The organism is Enterobacter sp. K510 (assembly GCF_055804875.1).
Window position 1 is genome coordinate 270319 of sequence record NZ_JBNRLQ010000002.1, and the last position, 20792, is coordinate 291110.

Consider the following 20792-nt stretch of genomic DNA (forward strand, 5'->3'; position numbering starts at 1 on the left):
AGTCGCAAAGGCATCGTTATTAATTATTTCCACCATAAATATCTCAGAGGACTAAACGGCAATCGATCCTTCCCGCACAATGCAGGGAGCCGATCAACGTTTCCAGATATATTTAAGTGAAACTGGCGCTCAGTCTTTTCAGTACTGCTTTGATTCCCCTGCTGACAATCCGATCTTCCCGTATTACCGTCCCGAGCGTGCGATGCAGGGCAGGTGCCATTGAATACACACTCAGCCCCCGGCTTTCTTCCGGACTTTCAACAGACATACGGGGAACGATGCTGTAGCCCAGACCGGCGCGGACCATCCTTTTAATGGCTTCAATACTGCCCAGCTCCATCACGGGGCGGGCAACCTGTCCGGCATCCCGAAACCATCCATCAATCAGGAAACGGGTTCCGCTTCCGGGTTCAAATATAATCAGCGGCAGAGACAAAAGGTCTTCCGCAGACAGCGCTTTTATATCCCGCTCTGCGGGATCCTTTTCCAGGATGATCACAAACTCTTCCGTTCCGAGAGGAGTAATACTCAGGCATTTGCCTGCCGCCGGCAGGGTTACCAGGCCAATATCTATACGATTTTCCTCCACACCCCGCACGATATCTGACGTATTACCGGTACGTACGTCCACTTTCAGCAGGGGATGCGTCTGTCGCAGCTCCTGCAATAAAGGGGGGAGGAGATGAATGCAGGCCGTTGCGCCTGTCCCCACAGTCACGGTACCGGTGATATCGTCTGAATGCAGGGACACGGATTCCACCGCTGCACCGACAGCAGCGTCAATTTTTATGCAGTGTTCACAGAGAGTGATCCCGGCTGGCGTGGGCTTTATCCCCCGGCTGGTTCGCTCTATCAGCCGGACCTGCAGCGCCTGCTCCAGCTGCCTTATCTGCAGGCTGACGGCGGGCTGCGACAGCCCGAGCGCTTCTGCCGCCCCGGAGAAGGTGCCCCGGCTGATTACCAGTCTGAAGGTAGTCAGGTGGTCGAGATTCAGGATTGCCATGCCAAAGTTTTCCTTATACCGCTGATAAGTCCCACGATCTGTCTGAATATAGTTATCCGGGTTAGTCTCCGTTTCTGACCGGAACAGGAGCCGTACCGATGAAAATAACTGAAGCAGATGAACAACATCTTCCCGGCATTCAGCGGGTTTATGCTTATCACGTATTACATGGCACCGCCACTTTTGAAACCAGACCGCCAGATGTAACTGAAATGATGGCCCGTCTGAATAAGGTGCGTGCCGCAGGGCTGCCCTGGTTTGTGGCGATTGATGAAGGGCAGGTTCGGGGCTACTGCTACCTGTCTTTTTACCGGGAACGCTATGCCTACCGCTTCACCCTGGAAGACTCCGTATATATTGACCCCTTGTTTAAGGGGCAGGGGATCGGCAAACAGCTGTTGTCCCGTGCAATAACCTGGGCTGAAACCCGTGGCTTTCGCCAGCTCGTGGCGGTGGTGGGTAACAGCGAGAATACCGCCTCTCTTGCTCTGCATCGTTCCGCGGGATTGAGCATCACGGGCACGCTCAGATCGGTGGGATTCAAACACGGGCGCTGGCTGGATACGGTTATCATGCAGCGAACCCTCGGGCAGGGCGACGCCACCTTTCCGGAATGTGCAGATTGAGTGGCGGACGGCTGACGGGCCGCACCGTTTTTTGCATCGGCATGACGCAGCTGATTAACTGGGGAATTACCTTCTACATGCCAGGAGCGTTCGGCACGGCGGTTATAGCGGAGACGGGCTGGTCTGCGGTGGTGACGTTTTCAGGGCTGACGGTGGCCATGCTGGTTATGGGACTGGTATCGCCCCTGACCGGCCTTTTTATGGCGCGCGCTGGTGGGCGTACGATGATGATGGCAGGAACACTTTGCATCTCTGGCGGATGCCTCCTGATGGCTTTAACGCATTCTGCCGCGATGTGGATTGCCGCCTGGGTCCTGACAGGTGCCGGGATGCGCTTTGCCCTGTATGACGCTGCGTTTGCACTACTGGTGGCAATGGCAGGAGTCCACGCCCGCCGGTCCATTTCACTGGTCACCCTGCTGGGCGGCCTCGCGTCAGCGGTGTTCTGGCCTGTGGGTGCGGCCCTGTTGCGCATCACCGACTGGCGGCATGCCGTTTTCATTTACGCTGGCGCAGGGCTGGTTAGCCTGCTTTTTCTTTGCGCTGTTCCCTCAAACGGCAGGCCTGCGCTTCCCGTTGCCGCTCCGTCAGATGCCGGAGAGGGAAGGGCAACGGAAAACCGGCGGACGATGATCAGCGGATTCTGGTACGCGACGTTGATTGCCCTGCTGAGCTTTGTGTCAACCGGTGTGTCCACGCACTTTCCACAGATACTGGCCGCTTATGGAATGCCAGCCCTGGCGGGGATGCTCTGGGGCGCAGGCCAGGTCGGGGCCCGCTTGCTGGATGTGGTGTCGGGTGCACGCATCAGTGCGCTACGCCTGAATCTCATTACCGGTATCGCCTTGCCGCTCTGTTTTCTGACAGGCCTGGCGGGGCTTTTTACCCCGGCAGCAACGGCGGTGTTTGTTCTGGGTTACGGCGCCGTGAACGGGCTGAGCACGGTAGTAAAGGCTGCACTTCCCCTTACTCTGTTCGGTTCAGAGCACTATGCCCGGAAAACAGGCATCCTGCTGTCCCCGGCATTTTTTCTTGCGGCTCTGGCACCCTCGGCGTATGCCTTTCTGCTCGAGCGCGCTGGCATTCCCGGCACGTTGCTTGTCTCTGTTGTTCTGGGTCTGCTTGTCACGATGATTTCCGTGATCCTCTGGCTTCGCCATCCGGATCCGGTTACGTTGAAAAAGTCCTGTGTCAGGCAGCTTTGATTTAATGTGAAAACGGCTGAGTTTATCCATGAGGCGAAACCGGCGCGGAGCGATCTGTACCAGAAGCCGTCTCTGACCCTTCAGGATTGTTCATCGGGATAACCCTTTAAAGACAAAGTGCGTTTACATACGATTCGGGCGCGTGGCGAAGAAGACCACCGCTGCTCCGATAGCGACGATGAGGGTATCTTCCATCAGGCCACTCCTGGTCTGCCCCATCCCGGTCATGGCCTTTTTGCGTGCCGCGAGCGTGGCATAAGCAAGTGGCACAGCGGCAGAGATAGCGATCGCTGCCCCGGTTTTTTCCTCTCCGCGGGGTGCCAACGCGGCGCCCGCAATCCCTGCACTGGCCACACGTGCTGACATGCCCAAAAACACAGTGCGGTCTGGCGCTGACTTCATCTTGTCGCCAAATATTTCCCCTATACCCATCGCTAACGCGCCAAATTTAAATAGCGGACGGTCCAGCAGCAGGAGACGGCCAGAAGTGTCGCGTCCGGCAATGCGTGCTGCAGCGAGGGTCGCCATCGGCGTCATGGAACGGCAGCTGGCGACAACGCCAATTAAGGCGGAATAAACAAAATCGGTTATTTTCATTGGTTATCTCCTGGATAAATAAAAATTGTAGCGGCTACGTACTTACTTCATTGACTGACATGACTGTTTACCAGAAAGAACTCATGCCGGACGTCCGCTCCTCACTCATCGCGAACATGGCTATAAAGGGCAGGTGATGACACGCTGCCCCGTTGATTTCACCTCACAGCACCTCAACCACTTCAAACTCTTCTGCGATAAGCTCCATATCCTCAGAAAAATGGCCTTCCCCGGTGAAAAACCGCTGATGCTCTTTCTGCCAGTATTCAAGGCTTAAATCGCCTTCACCTTCTTTGCGGGCAAACGCCTCTGTCACATCACAAAAACGTACCAGTCGCATCGACATCAGCCTTGTTACGCAGACCGGGACATTCTGGCCATCGAGGATGATGTTATAGCTCCCAATCCGCGGGGCAGAGGCTTCCTGCTGGTAAGAGGAAAACGATCCACAGGAGGCCGTTTTGATACCTCTTTTAATCAGGTCGGCAAGCTCGCTGGCCAGTTCAGGGCTGTCACCCATTTGCCAGGCCTCTGCGCCCGGATACTTCACTTTTAATGCTTCAACCGCAGTCATCTAAATCCCTTCTTAACCATAGATAAAAAATGTCATACCCGTTTATTCTTCTTACTTACTTAAACAGTTTCTGCACAAATTCGGCATAGGCCGGACGCCAGACGTCCATCTCATGGCCTGCGCCAGGATAGTTTTTATATTCAAAGTTGATGCCTTTTGCCTCCAGCTCGCGTTTGAGTCCGGCAATATCCTCGCCGGTGACGGCGTCTTTTTCGCCCACCACCACGGTGAAGTTATGCAGTTGTTTGTTCACCTCCTGCGGCTTGTTAAGCTGCGCGCTGATGCCCGCATCCGGCACGGTGGCGGTGGTGACGCCGCTGAAGGTGCCCAGCCAGCCGAAATTGTCGAGGTGGTGCATGCCGGAGAACAGCGCCTGGAAGCCGCCCTGGGATAACCCCGCCAGCGCGCGGCCACTGGCGTCCTTGCGCACGTTAAAGCGCGCATCCACCAGCGGGATAATGTCCTGCATCAGTTCGCGATCGGCGGCTTTTGCATTCAGCGGATAGAAGGTCTTGCGACGCTCTTTCGGCGGGTAATTTTCCGGGATCGCGTCAGTGATGTCCGTTTCAGTATCCGCTACCACCACCAGCATTGGTTTGATTTTGCCCTCCGCCAGCAGGTTGTCCATGATTTGCGGCAGACGCCCCTGATCGATAGCGGAAAGCCCGGTATCGCCAAAGCCGTGATAGAAATAGAGCACCGGCAGCGGTTCGCCCTGGCCGCTATAACCCGGCGGTGTCCAGACATACATCCGGCGCTCAGATGCCAGGGCTCTGGAGTGATACGTCACCGTCAGCAGATCGCCATGCGGCACGGCGCGATCATCCAGAATACTGCCCGGCACGAGGATCAGGCTGGTGTTCACCTGGCGCTGCGGCTTCTGGAAGCGGCTTCCCGTATCAACGGAGCGGAAGCCGTCCACATCAAAGTAATATTCATACAGGTTCGGGGTCATCACGTCGCTTTTCCACGTCCAGACGCCGTTTTCACCTTTGCTCATATCATGGGAAGCAAGGCTGTCCGGGCTGGAGCCGGTGACCACCGATACGCGCTTTGCGTCCGGAGCGAACAGGCGGAAGGTGATGCTTTTATCGGCGTTCACCTGGGTCACATACTGGCTGACCGGTATGGCTTGATCCGGCGTGGCCGGGAAGGGCGCGGCAACAACCGGTGCCGCCGCGCCGCCGAGAAGAGCAGTGATGGCAAGTGCCAGGGCGATGTTCTTTTTCATATTCAGTCCCTCGTTGTTATGTTGTCGGTACCCGTCATTCTGAACAATATCTGATGACGATGGGCTACAATTCAGTCATTTGCACAAAAAATCAACCCTGATTTCTGGCAAAAGAACGACAAGCGATAAAGCGTGATCCCCACACTCAATAAAAAGAAACAGTGGTGCTAATTTTACAAAACAACTCACCATAAGATAAAAAGGACAACACTATGTCTCCTCGTACTCTGCCTCTGTGGGCCGTCGCTGTGGTGGCGGGCATCTTACCGCTTCATGCTGCGCAGGCGGCAAGCGCGGTAAAATTTCCCGATAAGGTCTGCAACATCACTGAATATGGCGCTGAAGGCCACCGTTTACAGATCGCGCTTAATACCGATGCCATACAGAAAGCCATTGATGACTGTGCGGCAGCGGGCGGCGGAACGGTACTGATACCGAAAGGCAATTTCTTAACCAATCCGCTTTTTCTGAAGAATAATATCCAGCTGAAACTTGAGAAAGACGCCACGCTGGTGGCTTCTACGGAAGAGGCCGCTTATCGCGCCGGTAATAAAACGAAATATGCTGAAGCGGAAAACGGCTGGCTGCCGTTTATCAGTATTGCAGATGCCCAAAATGTGGCGATTGTCGGCGAGGGGACAATTGATGGTCAGGGGGCGGTATGGTGGGAGCGCTGGCGGGAAAATATCCGCGCTACCGGGAAAAAGGGCGGCACTGACCGGCCACGGCTGATCTATATTACGCGCTCGAACAACGTGCTGATTGACGGCGTCACCCTGACGCATTCGCCAAGCTTCCATATAGTGACCCGCTATGCGCACGATGTGGATATTAACGGTACGCGCATTCTTTCACCCTGGCATGCTCCCAATACGGATGCCATTGATCCTATCGACAGTCAGAATGTCCGCATCACCAATAATTACATCGACTGCAATGACGATCATATCGCCATTAAAGCGGAAAAAGCCGATCCGCGTTTCCCGGACGGCGTGGTGGAGAATATCTATATTGCCAACAATACCCTGAAACAGGGGCGCGGCATTTCCATCGGCAGTGAAAGCGCAGGCGGCGTGAATAAGGTGCTGGTGGAAAATAATACCTTCGAAGGTTCGATGTATGGCATCCGTATTAAAAGCCCGCGCGGGAAGGGCGGTGAGGTAAAAAATATTATTTACCGCAATACCACCATGCATGATGTCGAGGTGCCGCTGGTCTTCTCTGCGTACTATAAAGCAGCGCCTATTGTCGAAGCGGAAGTTACGAAGCTGCTTAAGGCGGGCGGATTTACCCTTGGCGAGCAGATTTATCCGCCGGACAGCGATCCGAAACAACCCTTCGACAAACACAAAACGCCGCACTTTCGCAATATCACAGTGGAGAATTTAATATCCACCGGCGACAGCAAAGCGGCTGCCTTTATCATAGGTACGCCGGAAGCGCCGCTGAGCGGATTCCATTTCAGTAATGTGAATATTGAAGCCGTTGAGGGGCTACGCATTCGCAATGCAGAGCTGGAAACCCGGGGGCTGACCCTGGAAGTGAAAGAGGGGCCGGCAATCAAAAAGGATGCAGGAGCTATCGTGCGCGAATAAGCATTCCAGGCCGCAGCGCAGGCGGCTAATCGCCTGCGCACATATACACCATTACCTGACGGGGTAATTATTGTCGTTGTGCCACTGTGGCTGAAGGGTGGACGCAGGCTTCGCGATCCTTCCCTGTCAGTCGCCTTACTGGCAGGTGTGCTGACTGTATTTGCACCGTTCCTCATCCTGCAACCCGCGCCCGGTTTCGGCATCGCAGCTTTCCACACGCCTCGCCTCGCTGGCGCGTGGGCTGAGTCTGCTTACGCATCTGGCCTGTGGGGTGAGGCTGTATGTTGTGGCACCGGGCGTATCAGGGAAGGGGTGACGGGGCATTCTTTATCCCGAAAATCCGGAAGCGAGGCCGCATTTTAAAAAATCTGAACCTCATTATTCCTGCGAACAATAACAATCGCGTCCTGATTAGCATAACTTGTTGCGAAGTCGGCACCTGTCGGTACGACATAGCCCATTACAATAAGGATGTGACAATGAACCTGGCTGAAAATTGCCGCGCTTCCCTCTTCGATGTTATATTAAAATATAACTCATGGAGGTGTTTTATGTTTACCACTCGTCTGAAAAAAGTAGGTGGATCCGTTATGTTGGCGATCCCTCCCGCTGTTCTGAAAACGCTTGGACTGGCAACGGATAGCGAAGTCGGCCTGACTATTGATAATGGTCGCCTGATTATTGAACCACAAAATCGGCCCCGTTATTCCCTTGAAGATCTGCTTGCGCAATGCGATTCGCACATCGACATGAGCGAGGAGGATCGACAGTGGATTGATGCGCCAGCGTCAGGGAAGGAGCTGCTGTAGATGGACAGAGGCGAAATATGGCTGGTGTCGCTGGATCCGACTACCGGCCACGAGCAAAGTGGAAAACGTCCGGTGCTTATCATTTCTCCGGGACCGTTCAACAGACTGACCCGTCTGCCCGTTGTTGTGCCGATCACTAGCGGCGGAAGTTTTGTCCGGACAGCTGGTTTTGCGGTATCTCTGGATGATGCCGGAACGAAAACCACGGGCGTTATTCGCTGCGACCAGCCGCGAACGATTGATATGGCCGCCCGTGAAGGTAAGCGTCTGGAGCGGATCCCGACGGCAATCGTAAATGACGTGCTGGCCAGAGTGGAAGCCATTCTGAGCTGATCGTTAGGTGTTCGGAAGCGGGCGCTGACAGGATCGTAACTAACAGAAAGCAAAAAGCCCGCTAAAAAGCGGGCTTCTTAAATATGGCTCCTCTGACTGGGATCGCCTTTGCCATTAACTGGCTGATTGGTAAGCTAAAAGAAAAATTTGAGTTTGTCAAGACCACCAAGTCGACCACCATTTTTTGTCTATCTTTTCCTTCTTGTAATCAAGTCGGGTAATATAGCTATCACACTTATATATGGAGCAAGTGAGCGAGCTATGTCTGGTGTTTTTCAAATAGATCAAACAATTATAAAATCACTTGATGACAAAATAGCTCGTGAATTGATAGCAAGGCTTTGTCGTGCTGAGCTCCGAAAGCAATCACTTCCTGATTCCTGTGTTACTTGGGGTGGTGATCAACGGGCCAAAGATGGTGGAGTTGATGTCAGGGTTGATTGTGCGACCGCGTTAATTTCTCCTAATTTTATCAAAGCAAGTCAGACCATATTTCAGGTTAAAGCTGAAAAGTTTCCTCCAGCAAAAATTACGAAAGAAATGGCACCTCGTGGAGATATTCGCGCTATTTTTCAGGAAATTAGTCAGGCTTCAGGTGCTTATGTCATTGTCTCAACCAAAGATGATATTTCGGATGAAGGATTGCGAACGCGTAGGAAGGCAATTCAGGAATGTTTAGCACAGCATGGATTGATCTCATCTGTTACGTTTGATTTTTATGATAGCCGCCGAATCGCTGATTGGGTTGAAGAACATCCGTCAGTTATGACATGGCTGCGATACAGTATCAATCAACCGTTGCGTGGATGGCGTCCTTATGGACCGTGGGCGTATGACGAAGAAAATGTTGAAGCTGAATATTTGCTTGATGATAGAACACGCGTATTTATGCCTGATAAAGATGAAGGTAGTAATGTTTCTGAAGCGATTTCGACATTACGTAGTCAATTAAGCAGATACGAAACAGCCTCAATTCGAATCGTCGGATTATCGGGAGTGGGGAAAACAAGGCTTGTTCAGGCACTTTTTGATGCAAGGGTATGTCCGGATGTGGTTTGTCCCCATCCAGATCATGTTGTTTATACTGATTTAGGTGATGAGCCAGACCCTGCGCCACAAATTGTGCTGGAACAATTAGTGAGTATCGATTCTAGTACCATTGTTGTAGTGGATAACTGCGGTATTGCGACACATAATAAGCTGACTAGTTATCTTAAAAATAAAACGGTCAATATCAAACTCATTACAATTGAATACGATATTCAGGACGATATACCTGAAAGAACATCATGCTATCGGCTGGAAGGCACTACTTCTGAAGTTATTATTAAACTTTTGAAGAAAAAATTTTCTCAGCTTTCAACTAATGACATAGCACGTATTGCCGACTTTTCTGATGGTAATGCTCGTGTTGCTTTTGCTTTGGCATCTACTGTTGAATCTGGAAACGACTTATCCCAGCTACGGGAAAGAGAGTTATTCGAAAGACTTTTTCGGCAAAAAAATGACCATGATGATAGTTTACTGAGATGTGCTGAAGCCGCCAGTATTCTGTATTCATTTGATGGGGAAGATTTATCAAATAACGGAGAACTGGCTAAGTTGGCAGAACTGGCTGAAGTAAGTCCGTTAACGTTTTCAAGACACATGGTTGAGCTGAAACGTAGAGGTTTATTACAATCCCGGGCGGAATGGCGAGCGCTTTTACCTCATGCCGTGGCGAATAGATTGGTTGTGCGGGTTTTGGAAACGGTTCCTGCTGAACATTTGATTCAGGTATTCATAAAACAGGGCAGTAAGCGTATTGCACGATCATTTACCCGACGGCTTTCATTTCTGCATAATTGTCAGGAAGCAATGAAAATAGCCGAAAAGATGATGTCAGCTTCTGGCTATCTTGGCGATTTTTCAAAACTCGGGTCTTATGAAGAACAGATGGTTGCAAATTTGGCTCCAGTGAATCCGTCTGTCACCCTTGATGCAATTTCCCGGCTGTGTGATGAGTCAACTTCAGAGACTCATGGGAACAGTTCTAGAGAGTATTTTGCACGTTTGGCCAAGTCTATTGCGTATGAAACTCTATATTTTAATGATGCTGTTTTGATACTAAAAAAGCTTTATCTCTCTGAGTTAAACGAGAAAAAGCAGAATGAAATAAGAAAAATAATATCATCACTATTTTATTGTCATTTATCAGGAACAGAAGTTGGACCGGCTGAACGTCTAGATATTGTGAATACTTTTCTGAGTAGTACCAATAAAGATGAGTATGAGCTGGGTATCGATTTGTTGATCACCGGTCTAAAAACGCAGGGCTTTAATACTCATTACAGTTTCAGTTTTGGCGCTAGAAGACGAGATTACGGTTGGTCCCCTAGGTCTGAAAAGGATTTTGAATTATGGTTTTGCATTTGGTTTGAACGGGCACTCTCAATTGGCGAGCAAAATTCTGTTGACGGAAAAAGAGTTAGAGAGGAGATCAGCAAATCTTTACGTGTTGTATGGGGTGTATCCAAAATTGAAACTATGCTAATCCATCTAGCAGAAAAATTTCGAATAATTGATGGCTGGCCGGAAGCGTGGCTGCTTTCAAAAGTGTTATTAAAAAACAGAAAGAATACATGGTCTGATAAGTCGTTAGAAAATCTGAAAAAATTCGAGATGATTCTTAGGCCTGATGACCTTATATCTGAAGTCAGAGCCAGAATTGCCGCTAGAGGGGGGATGGTCGAACACCTTGAAGAGGGAATGAACAACCTTTCCTATGAAGAAAAACGAATTTTATGTATCAAGAACACAGAGCTTTTAGGTTTAAGATTAGCTGAGGATAAGGCTATCTTAAAACAGCTACTGCCCGAGTTATGCGAACATAATAAAAGCGGTTTATATGAGTTGGGGCTAGGAATTGGAAAGTCTGGTTGTGATGTTGACTGGATATTACAGGAAATAAGAGTTTATTTAGCCAATGACAATGATGAGCAAATTAACTTAAGTTTATTAAAAGGGATTATTAATAACTGGAAACTTCGGGCTATGTTTGAAGTTGAGGAATTTCTAGACAGGGCTGTCTATGATTCAGTATGGAACAAACGATTTGTTGAAATTCAAGGGGTAACATTTCTTAATGCAAACGCATTTAAGCGTTTAGTCAATGTATTAGAATTAGGTGAGTGTCCATCTTACCAATTTTCATACCTTGCAAGTGGAGGAGTTACTAATTATTTCACTGTGGCACAAATTGAGATAATAATTCGTAAGTTATGTTTAAAGCAAGACAATGCTGGCATTATTTCAGCTTTAAATATTTTATTTATTATGGTTCATAATGCAAAAAACCATGACCAAAAATATAAGCTTGAACTGGTGATATCCATAGGTAATATTTTATCGTGCATGGACTGGGGGAAAGTTGACCGGGATGATCCCCTGATGTCTCATGACGTTTGTGAAATGCTCCATTTTTTCTTAACTGATAAAAATTCAGAAAGTTTTATTGCTGATATATTGAATAGAATGATGGCCACTATATCAGGCTGCTGGTATCGTTTTGATGAAACACTAAAAAGCGCAATAAGAATGTTCTTTAAACATTACCCAGTATTGTCATTGGATATAATATGTAAACCTGATGAAGATGGTAAATATAGCATTGCAAGCGAACTCACTTCAGCATCTATCATAGAAAGAGAACAAGGTGGGGCTCTGGAGTCAGTCTCGGCTGAAATTCTTATTGAATGGTGCAATAAAGATAAATATCCTGAATCCCGTCTGGAATTTGTTGCTGATGGATGTAAGTTAATCGAATCATTCAAAGATGGCGATAGCTATATATCTGACACAGCCATCAAGATCCTGAAATTTTCTTCAAATAAATCCAAAATAGTGTCGTGCTTTATTGGGCGTTTTTTCCCCAGTTCATGGTCTGGGTCATTAGCAAATATTTTGGAGTCATACTTGCCATTACTTGACGATTTTATCATTGCAGGTGATGAAATCACTAACTCAGCAGTTGAAGAAGCTAAAAAGAAAGTAATGACATGGATAGCTTCAGAAAGGCGTAGTGAAAACGAGAGAAACAACAGCGAGAATCTTAGCTTTGAATAATAAAGAGCGCATATTATTTACCACAGGGCAACTTTTCTTGTTCTGTCGGTGACCAGCATAAGTTGAGGTAGTGACATGTCTGACAGCAGACTCTTTCATCAATTTGTAAAAGATGACATTTCCTGTTTCTACGATCGTAAACAACTTGATGAGCGCAATGATGTATCTCCTTATCGGTAAAAATAACTTTAGGATCGGTAGAACGAATATTAATAGCGGAAATCCCAATGGCACAATTTTCAGAATGGCATTCTGCCCATGAATGAAAACGGCATGAATCTATCAATGGGGTATTACGAAGATAATGATTTTCGGTCCCTGTAACTACCAACCATTCAGTATGATAGTTTTTTATGTTTTTAACCATCAAAGGGAAATTATTAGTAGTAGAAGGTGCTGATGGAAAGCCCGGAAAATCTTCGATAGAGGAAACCGTCAGTTTGTGGCCTAACTCTTCTTCGCAGGCAGTATGAAGCTCATGAAAACAAGCTGTAATAGAATCTAAATGCGCAGTGAGATCGCCTGTATCTGTAGCGCTATTTTGTGTGTATTCGAGAGTGTAATGCTCCCCTTTGTTTGCTACAACAGCTAAAACGTCATCATGGCGTCGCAGAATGAGTACCGGATAAATCAATACTTGTGGTTTTACTCTAAAAAAATGGCTGCCTGTTTCTTCATAATGAACGTGTAAGGCATAAAATGCGGAGTTCAATAAATCAATATCAACATATTCTTTTACTTGCGCAGGACGCAAAGGAAACGGAATTTCTTGTGCCAGCACTGAACAATGCAAAAGATTAAATAAAGCCTCGACATCGCTTTTGTAGGTTTCCAGCTTAAAAATTTTAATATCGCTTGTACTTACCCTGCCATCAACAAACGTAAGGACAGGGTTCGTAAATACTACCGTCCATTGCCCACTGGAGAGAACAGCGCAAGGGGTGTTATGCTCGTTTTCCTTTTTCATGGTACACACGTAACCCATGATCTGTTTCAGATAGTCATGCCATTGTTTTGTAACAGGTGATTCATCTTCAGGCTTATCATCCAGAATATGGCGGATTGCGTCGGCAATAAGATCATCGTCCGTGGCTCTGGTTTCGGGATTACGGGCGGAAACAAAAGGTTTATCCCAGGCTTTTGCTTCAAAAATCATTAAAGGCGCTTTTGTTTCTTCCTTTAAGCCAACGTAATCCATAAAGCGTGTCGTTTCGGCCTTTATTCTGGCTTCTTCCGCCACATTACCTTTTGCACCCAGACGCCAACCCAGAATTGTCAAAAGACGATCGAAGAACAGGATGCGCGTATGATGTTCAAGCAGCGTATTTTTGCGCTCTTTCAAATAGGGATCAAGCTCCTCATTTTGAAGAGATTGTGTCATATCCTCAATTAATAGGGATAGATCGCCGCGAAACTGATTACGCAATTGACGTTCGTTCACTGAATCAATTCCGGCAGCCGGTAAAGCAGGCGTCTGGCTGCGGGCCAACCGGCTGCCAGAAAAATATCCAGACTCTCTATCAAACGAGCTCGTCTGTTTTCATCCTCAAAGATGGTTTTATAATCGGCAAGAAACACGCCCATCATTTTTACCAACTGTTCCATTCCCAGCGTTTCGTTCAGGAAACCGGACGTTTCTCCACGGCTTAACGCATGAGCCATCAGATCGAAACACTTGGCAGGATCGACAGGAACAAGCGTTTCAAGCAACTGCAGAAGATAATAAACAGTATGTGGCGTGCTGCAATCACCAATACGGCGCATGTGCAATTCAGTTTCGTTCAGAAATTGCTTAAGTTCTTCATATTCTAATGATGTCTTATCAGAATTATGCTTCCCTTCACAAACGAAACGAAGTTGTAGACATGCCCTGTCTATAATTGTAAAGCAGTGTTTTACGTTTTCCCGTTCGGCCTCTGTCAGGTCAGTATGGGTGGAGTATTGTTCCAGTTTTTTACTAGCAGCATCAATTATGCTATAGGCCATATCCAGCGCCCGAAGCCTGACTTCTGTATCCTTCGGTTTACTTTGTCCGGCAAGGCCAAGAACAAATCCTTCCCTTAATGTAAACAGGACTTGATTAAGCTCATCATGATAAACGGAGGGATCGTTAATCCAACCTTGAAGAATATGGTACGCTTCTTTGACTTCATGGACTCCCCAGAGAATTGCCAGATCGCCACTGATCATAGTGCGAATACGTTTCTGGCGTTCAGGATGGTCATTAAAGCGGCCCAATAGCTTCTGAATAAGGCAAAAAGAACGCGTTGGATCGATATGTAACAAATTTCTTATTCCATCCCCAACCGTATGCTCTATTATGCCGGTATTGATTTCCTGCTCCAGCCGTTCACTCAGGTAACGCCATACGCTATCCCGATCGACATTCCACAACCGTAGCAGGCGTACTGATGCCTGTAGCCGAACGGCTGGATGAGGATCAACCAACATTCTTTCAATGTCTGGTTTCAGGCGCTTATATAGATCGGGGCGTAATGGAACAACATCGAGAATAATCTGTGCAGCATTAATCCTCGGTGCAGGAGAGCCCCAGCTAACATCATCCTCAAAGTTTTTTTCTGTATCATCATATAGGATCGGAGCCGTTGCACAGGAAGCAAGATGAACTAAATCTAAAAAATGAGATGTCAGTTTATCAGCCCGATCGTCGTTTACCGTTGGTAGCAATTTCTTTTCAACAGCAGCGGCGCAGGCCCGGACAATGACATCCTCTGCGGTTGTACGTACATAGTTATGGACGTTTTCCAGACTGAGTTGTTTATGTAGCGGTTCGAGAATGCTAAAAACATTCTCCAGCGATAATTCGGATGAAAGCGTATTATTGATTGTTAACCCTAATGCAGTTTTAGCGGTCGTGACTGCATTAATAAGCGTGACGTTGTCTGGTTCGTTTCGATCCAGACCATCGATAAAATCGTAAGGTATATCGGTGCGGACTGTCACCGGGGAAATGTTGAAAAGCCTCTTATTACCAGCTGTTTCACCATCCTTTGAGGTGTTATTCAGGAAGTTTCTGGCTTGTACAGTCTGAAGATTCTCTGAGCCGATGGTAACGAACAGCCGGTACAACAAACAGTTCTTTGCTTTCTCTGGGTCAAAATAATCTGAGAAGTCATACTGAAAGGCGGAATTTTCCAGTTCTTGCCGCTCATGTTCTGAACGACACGTAATTCCCATAGCGACCAGATCGATAGCGTCTTTACAGGTATCTTCATTTTGGATAAACGCTTCTTGTGCAGCAACAGGCCAGAGAAAATCAATTAAACTATCTTTGCGTTCATTTGCAGCCAGGAAGAGTCTGGCCCAGAATATTGCCAGCGAAGCTTTTTCACAGATCAGTCTTGCCAGAACGAGCGCGTCGGGTTCGGGCGCGCTTTGCAGGCGCTGAAATAATTTTTTAACCAGTACTTCTCCGTCATGAGCATGTTTACCATCAGGATCGTGTGCCCAGATGTGGCTGCGATCGGCCTTAAGGTAAATATCATGCCCCGGAACGGACACATGCATCACAGGGGTATCTAAGGGATGACGTCGGGCAACATACCCGTTTATTGCGCTCACTGCGGCATCAACAGCCAGACTAGGATATTGCTCGAGAAAACGGGAGAAATATTCTTCGAGTGCATAACGAGCCGATTCATAATCTTGTCGGGAATTTGACCTCAGAGACAGAATTCGGCTGTTTCCCAGCGTTGTTTCCCGTTCTTCTGTGACATCGTGGCTATAGACAAACTCGAATACTTTAATTACAAACTCAGGCGCACAATCCCCGATTTTCTTGATGTTGTAACAGAGCACGGGGATCTCTTCTGAACCAAAATGTTGGAGACGTTCGGAAGAAATAAGCTGCTCCAGTAAATGGCAGGATGCCTGCACATCGGTATTGATAGTATCTGTAACGAGAAGAATAGCGCTTCTGACAAAATAATCTGGATCACTCAGCGCAAGAGCATAGGAAAGCACAGCGCGACTGGCTGTCCCCAACATATCGCATAAGGGTTTATCGGTAACTCGCTTGATAAGCGGGAACAACAGAAAACGTAATGTTTCTGCGACCTTATGAACCTGAGGCGTCAGCGCTGCTACCAGATGTACCCACGGAAGAGCTACAACCTCTTTTTCATCTTCAAAACGTATTGCCAGCGCTCCGCAGATATGACTGAGCGTGGTTATCATCTTTTCATCACCGGCAGCCACGCGTTCAGCAAGCCAGAGCAGGTCATGTTGAGCAGTGGGATACTCTGCCGCAATCCGGCCCGCCGAACTACGAATGATAGGATCGCCATCTTTATCGTTGACCAGATAACTCACTGCCTGCCAGAAACGGTGATGGTTATTGTCATAACTCCAGATTTCCTGAAGTACAAAACCGAGCGCCGGGGATAGCATTAGCCCCTGAGCCTGTTGTTTGTGGAAACGTAATGTCCCTGCAATTAGCGTATCTGGATCGAATGATGTCTGGGCCGCAGCGTAGTCAAATAAAAGGTGATGGCGAAACTGTATCCGACGGTTATTTTGTTCCCGAATCAACACTCCTTCGCGGCAGAGTGTATCGATCATGTCTGCATCCGTATTCGCAAGCAGGGATGAAACACTGAGTGAACGCGCATTAATCATGGCATCCACTAATGTTTTTATATTTCGTGTTGCGTTAAGTCCATGTGCCTCAACGCGACATTGCCAGTACAGTTTTAATAGTTCTGACTGGGAGGAAATATCAGTTAACCTGACACCCGTCTCTTGGGAAACCAGTTCTGCCAGTAGTCTGGTATTAAACGGGACTTTCGCAAGGTCTCGAAGCTTGTCAGAGGCCCCCTCAAGAGCCGTGGATAGAGATGGCGATTTTTCCAGTAGCTGAAGGAACTCTTCATCTGACCAACGTGGAATAACTATGTGGCGAACTGAAGAGAACAGAGTATCAGCACATTCAGCAACAGGCGGGGTACCTTTAAACAAATCACGAAGTTTTACCCCCATGCGCAGATCAAAGCTACGTATTGAAGCAACCACTCGCCAACGGCCACCCCAAGCTAACACTTGCTCAATGAGGGGGCGAAAAACGGCCTCTCCCTTACCACCTCTGGTGGCATCCAGCGCATCTATAATCAGCCAGCCCTGAGATGGACCATCCCACGCTTGAAGTACGTCGGTTAAACTATGCTCAAGCTTTAGTTCACGACTCAGTCCTTCAAGTGACTCAACGGAATAGCGATCGATAGCCAGTTCCAGTACATCATCTCCCTGCTCGCGCAGGCTGCGGGCCAGTGCATTCAGCACTCCGCTTTTACCCGCTCCGGGTTCACCAATAATTAATAGCGAACCTGACTGTACGGCTTGCTCAACTTCATTCTGACACTCCCTGCGGAGAGTAACTGGCTGGCCTGACTGACTTTCAATGGCCTCATATTGATTAAGGGAAGCAGCAATCTCCTGAGAATGCTGTTGAAGTCGGGCAATATCATCCTTGTAGCGAGGAGGTGCTGCGAGTTCGATCCCTTTCCCTGCTAGCTCGTTGCGAAAAGTTGACAGATCGCCGCCCTCACGGCTGGACATCATTTTTCCGCAAATTTCGGTAAGAACACTCAATGCTGCCGTTGCCTGCGTGCCTTTAGCAAGGATCTGAGTAAGCCGTGAACAGGCGAGTAAAGCCATGTTTTCAACATCAACCACCAAAACAACAACCAGACGGCAAAGTTCAGATACAAGGTGAGGCGGTAGGGGCGCGGAGGTTATGCTCTTCCATGCTGTGAAAATGCAGCGTTCAAAAATGCTAAACGCTCGTACCTGCCTTTGATTCATCGCTCCGCTACCGTGCTGAGAAAAAAGAGACAAGGCAACAGGAAGATCATCGCGAATTGAAGCCGAAGCTTTGGTACTGACGGCTAAAACCAGACGGTCTTTATCCGGATCGAGAGGTCGATTCCACTCCAGAGAGCCATTGCCATCCCGGCAGGTTAGCCATTGTCGGACAAACTGTTCCACAGTCCGATAAAAAGGGTTTCTTTCATCATCTGAAAGCGGCAGCGTTGTTTTCGCCTGAATGGCGATAAAACCACCTACGGATGTCGCCACCAGTATATCGTCAACGGGCGCTTCGGTTTCAAAGCGCAACCAGACGGGAGACGCCTCGCCCAGCCCTAATCGTGCATCGAGTCTGCTACCAGACAGGATCTGCGCGGCAAAGTGAGCCCCCAACTGCTGCTGAAATAAAATACCACTACTGGTTGCTGCTCCACCGCCATTTGCGGGACCGTTCAGATTGATATCAGACAAGTTTCACCTTCATATAATGAATGCAGTGCTTTAGCACTATTCTACCTGTTCTTACGGCTTATTTTACGGATGGTTTATTAGTAAAACAAAGAGATAAAAAACCTCTGAACAGCAGGTAGCATTGTTTGCCACCTTAATCCAGAAAATCAGCCGTTACTGAAAGCCTAATCGAGCAACACGAAACCATGGCAGAGTGGCTGTGGATAAAGCGTATTGGCAGGATAGTTTATAACCGCCTCTGACAGCGCCGCAAAAAACGTCCCTCTGACACCTTATCCACAAAGGGGCGCAGCAACATTGCAACCTTCATCGCTTCCACTTCGTTAATATGGCAGTCGCCATCGCGAAAGAGCGCCATCATGCCGCGAAACAGATAGTCATACAGTGACGAATTCTTTTCATGAACCGTACTTTCTGTCCGATACTTTTGCAATGTTGTTACCACGGACTCATGGTCTTCCTGCGAAGCGCCGACGCTACTGCGGATATAACCCCAGTAATTGACGGTAGTCTTGTTTAACAAATAGAGAAAAGCGTCGCAAAGTTGCTCAAACTCATTGGCCTTAAAGTATACCCGGTGAGTGTAGATATTAAAAAAATCTTGTAGCTCTGTTAACAACGCCAGTAGGCTCGGTATGCTGTCTACCTGTTCAACAGAGATATTACTTTCCGGTTGGTAGTTGGAATAAATATCATCGGATGTATAGGGAATATGGCGGGGTGCGCGAAATGGCAGCCGTTGCCAGCCTCTGCGTTCTGGAAAAAAATTTGCGCAAAACCAGCTATCCGCTACAGGGATTAATTTCTCCATCAGCCAACGATATGTCGTCAGCGCATCCCAGTAATTACGCGGTCCGATGGCGTCCTCTTCCATATTATCAAGTTCATAGCGACTGGGAGGTTGCCAGATTAGCGCTACGCGATGATTAGTCAGGCGATGACAATTGGGATCGCGGCTGGCTAATAGTGTGACGTGATGCCCTTCGTTCATTACCTCGTCTTTATGCCGAGTGAAGACCATAATACGCTCGCGCACAGGGTTAAATATCGACCACTCGCCTTCAGTATCGAGATAGTCATGATGTTGACAAAAGATGTTGATGCGACCCCATAGCCAGAAAGGAATGGTAATGAGATGGATATTATCGCCGAGTGGCGTACTGTTTGAGAAATCAACTGTTCGGCAAATCCGGTCAATCTTTTCCATACGCTGTTTGTAGCATTTCCAGAATTTGTCAAAAGCCTCACAGAGCGAGCGGGTTTCATTTAAGGTAAGCAGAAGACGGCAGTTTCCAATATCGCAATAATAATTTTCGGCATGAGATTCTTTTAAAACCCATGGTCTGACTCCCGCTTCCGGTGGGCTACCGGCCCCTTCGAAGGCTGAATTTAGCAGGTTACTCTGACTCATCGTTAGTAATACATGGCTATAGCGACCATTGCGAAAATCAATAAAACAAGAAAGGTTGTCACCTTTCAAGTTAGGTAAAAAACCCTGAATAAAAACATGGTCGTTCTGAAGTCTATAGCTATCACCATTAATATATTCATATGGGTGCGTATAATTTCGCCAGGCAGAAGATTCATTATAGTCCCACAAGCCATAGTTTTTGATATTCAACAGTGCCCGCTCGCCATAAAAGAGAGACACCCAACTCTCATGGCAAAAGCGATAAAGCAGATCCGGACAATACAAATTTTTCAGCCAGTCGTGAATTATTTCTTTATCAAGTAAACGATGCGTGATATTCAGCGTTTTAAACCATTTTTCTTGTGTTTTGTATTCGGATATTAATTTTGCTGAGGCTTTTACACAGAGGAAAATATAAAATTCATTGATATGAACCTGCCATTTATCCCGGTTGTCGAGAAAACGGTTAGCGGCGGTAATGTAGTCATCGACACTAAATTTCTTATAACGTTTCACTTCGTATAGCGAGTAAATATCCTGATGGTCATACCGACGATGTGAGATAATATCGGCGCCAAATTGCGATTGACCGGAAATACCAATTGTCATGGCGTCAATTATCTCGCCATCTTCATTTTTTAACCGTTTTTTTATGAGTTCACAACAAAATAGCTCAAACGTTTTCGGTTCCATAAGCTCCAGAGGTAAATAAGCGTCTGCTTTTCCTACTGGCGGCCCCAGCTTTACAATCTGTTGTTCCATGTTATCCATTGGTCCCCTCCGTAAGATTTATAAAGATGATCCTTTAGTGGTTAATACTTACCTTTATAACGATTTGCGAGCTGTATTCAACTATATCTCCTTGCCGTTTTCAGCCTAAAGCAGTATCTTTTACCCGCGCCTGCAAAATCAGGCGCCGGGATTGGAACCCTGACTGACTTCATCGACGACACAAGGCGCGTTAGCGCTTTTTTTGTGTCGTGCGCACGGCTACATCTCAATGGTGGGCC

Annotated in this window: 14 protein-coding genes; 7 read left to right on the forward strand and 7 right to left on the reverse strand. The window is 47.8% G+C overall.

Features of this window, described 5'->3' with window-relative positions; translation table 11 throughout:
- Positions 1 to 112: 112 nt before the first annotated feature.
- On the reverse strand, positions 113 to 1003 hold the full coding sequence (locus ACQUTD_RS03810; RefSeq protein WP_473273777.1) for a LysR substrate-binding domain-containing protein: 891 nt from the start codon (positions 1001 to 1003) through the stop codon (positions 113 to 115).
- Positions 1004 to 1101: 98 nt separating this feature from the next.
- On the opposite strand from ACQUTD_RS03810, the gene ACQUTD_RS03815 reads away from it, so the two are divergent.
- Positions 1102 to 1629 carry a GNAT family N-acetyltransferase gene (locus ACQUTD_RS03815; RefSeq protein WP_473273778.1) on the forward strand — a complete coding sequence of 176 codons (528 nt, stop codon included), beginning with the start codon at positions 1102 to 1104 and terminating at the stop codon, positions 1627 to 1629.
- Entirely contained in the window at positions 1626 to 2834 is a 1209-nt protein-coding gene (locus tag ACQUTD_RS03820) for an MFS transporter (protein WP_473273779.1), read from the forward strand. Before ACQUTD_RS03815 ends, ACQUTD_RS03820 begins: the two co-directional genes overlap by 4 nt.
- A gap of 123 nt (positions 2835 to 2957) precedes the next feature.
- Here the strand turns inward: ACQUTD_RS03820 and ACQUTD_RS03825 are convergent, their stop codons facing one another.
- From ACQUTD_RS03825 to ACQUTD_RS03835, 3 genes are all read right to left on the reverse strand, one after another.
- Positions 2958 to 3431, reverse strand: a complete 474-nt coding sequence (locus tag ACQUTD_RS03825; protein WP_473273780.1) for a hypothetical protein — start codon at positions 3429 to 3431, stop codon at positions 2958 to 2960.
- A 163-nt stretch (positions 3432 to 3594) separates the two neighbouring features.
- The gene (locus ACQUTD_RS03830; RefSeq protein WP_473273781.1) at positions 3595 to 4005 is read right to left on the reverse strand and encodes an ASCH domain-containing protein; all 411 of its coding nucleotides are present in this window, start codon (positions 4003 to 4005) and stop codon (positions 3595 to 3597) included.
- A 55-nt stretch (positions 4006 to 4060) separates the two neighbouring features.
- A complete protein-coding gene (locus ACQUTD_RS03835) occupies positions 4061 to 5236 on the reverse strand; it encodes an alpha/beta hydrolase-fold protein (protein ID WP_473273783.1) in 1176 nt (391 codons plus the stop codon).
- A gap of 212 nt (positions 5237 to 5448) precedes the next feature.
- Here ACQUTD_RS03835 and ACQUTD_RS03840 point away from each other — a divergent pair, with 212 nt between their 5' ends.
- The 5 genes from ACQUTD_RS03840 to ACQUTD_RS03860 all read left to right on the forward strand — a co-directional run bounded on the left by ACQUTD_RS03840 (position 5449) and on the right by ACQUTD_RS03860 (position 12077).
- Positions 5449 to 6831, forward strand: a complete 1383-nt coding sequence (locus ACQUTD_RS03840) for a glycosyl hydrolase family 28 protein (protein WP_473273785.1) — start codon at positions 5449 to 5451, stop codon at positions 6829 to 6831.
- A 78-nt stretch (positions 6832 to 6909) separates the two neighbouring features.
- Positions 6910 to 7194, forward strand: a complete 285-nt coding sequence (locus ACQUTD_RS03845; RefSeq protein ID WP_473273786.1) for a DUF2938 family protein — start codon at positions 6910 to 6912, stop codon at positions 7192 to 7194.
- Positions 7195 to 7382: 188 nt separating this feature from the next.
- Positions 7383 to 7640, forward strand: coding sequence for an AbrB/MazE/SpoVT family DNA-binding domain-containing protein (locus tag ACQUTD_RS03850; protein WP_473273948.1), 258 nt, complete (start codon positions 7383 to 7385; stop codon positions 7638 to 7640).
- Positions 7641 to 7973 carry a type II toxin-antitoxin system PemK/MazF family toxin gene (locus ACQUTD_RS03855; protein WP_473273787.1) on the forward strand — a complete coding sequence of 111 codons (333 nt, stop codon included), beginning with the start codon at positions 7641 to 7643 and terminating at the stop codon, positions 7971 to 7973.
- 261 nt (positions 7974 to 8234) lie between these two features.
- Entirely contained in the window at positions 8235 to 12077 is a 3843-nt protein-coding gene (locus ACQUTD_RS03860) for a hypothetical protein (RefSeq protein ID WP_473273788.1), read from the forward strand.
- Between the two features lie 13 nt (positions 12078 to 12090).
- Here the strand turns inward: ACQUTD_RS03860 and ACQUTD_RS03865 are convergent, their stop codons facing one another.
- From ACQUTD_RS03865 to ACQUTD_RS03875, 3 genes are all read right to left on the reverse strand, one after another.
- A complete protein-coding gene (locus ACQUTD_RS03865; protein WP_473273789.1) occupies positions 12091 to 13518 on the reverse strand; it encodes a hypothetical protein in 1428 nt (475 codons plus the stop codon).
- Complete coding sequence (locus ACQUTD_RS03870) at positions 13515 to 18371, reverse strand: NACHT domain-containing protein (protein WP_473273790.1); 4857 nt, start codon at positions 18369 to 18371, stop codon at positions 13515 to 13517. The genes ACQUTD_RS03865 and ACQUTD_RS03870 overlap by 4 nt, the downstream gene beginning before the upstream one ends.
- A gap of 226 nt (positions 18372 to 18597) precedes the next feature.
- Entirely contained in the window at positions 18598 to 20544 is a 1947-nt protein-coding gene (locus ACQUTD_RS03875; protein ID WP_473385608.1) for a hypothetical protein, read from the reverse strand.
- Between the last annotated feature and the right edge of the window lie 248 nt (positions 20545 to 20792).

Excerpts from the sequence above, each read along its gene's own strand:
- ACQUTD_RS03835 (WP_473273783.1), bottom strand. The coding sequence starts at position 5,236 with ATGAAAAAGAACATCGCCCTGGCACTTGCCATCACTGCTCTTCTCGGC.
- ACQUTD_RS03815 (WP_473273778.1), top strand. The coding sequence starts at position 1,102 with ATGAAAATAACTGAAGCAGATGAACAACATCTTCCCGGCATTCAGCGG.
- ACQUTD_RS03850 (WP_473273948.1), top strand. The coding sequence starts at position 7,383 with ATGTTTACCACTCGTCTGAAAAAAGTAGGTGGATCCGTTATGTTGGCG.
- ACQUTD_RS03840 (WP_473273785.1), top strand. The coding sequence starts at position 5,449 with ATGTCTCCTCGTACTCTGCCTCTGTGGGCCGTCGCTGTGGTGGCGGGC.
- ACQUTD_RS03875 (WP_473385608.1), bottom strand. The coding sequence starts at position 20,544 with ATGGAACAACAGATTGTAAAGCTGGGGCCGCCAGTAGGAAAAGCAGAC.
- ACQUTD_RS03810 (WP_473273777.1), bottom strand. The coding sequence starts at position 1,003 with ATGGCAATCCTGAATCTCGACCACCTGACTACCTTCAGACTGGTAATC.
- ACQUTD_RS03855 (WP_473273787.1), top strand. The coding sequence starts at position 7,641 with ATGGACAGAGGCGAAATATGGCTGGTGTCGCTGGATCCGACTACCGGC.
- ACQUTD_RS03860 (WP_473273788.1), top strand. The coding sequence starts at position 8,235 with ATGTCTGGTGTTTTTCAAATAGATCAAACAATTATAAAATCACTTGAT.
- ACQUTD_RS03825 (WP_473273780.1), bottom strand. The coding sequence starts at position 3,431 with ATGAAAATAACCGATTTTGTTTATTCCGCCTTAATTGGCGTTGTCGCC.
- ACQUTD_RS03830 (WP_473273781.1), bottom strand. The coding sequence starts at position 4,005 with ATGACTGCGGTTGAAGCATTAAAAGTGAAGTATCCGGGCGCAGAGGCC.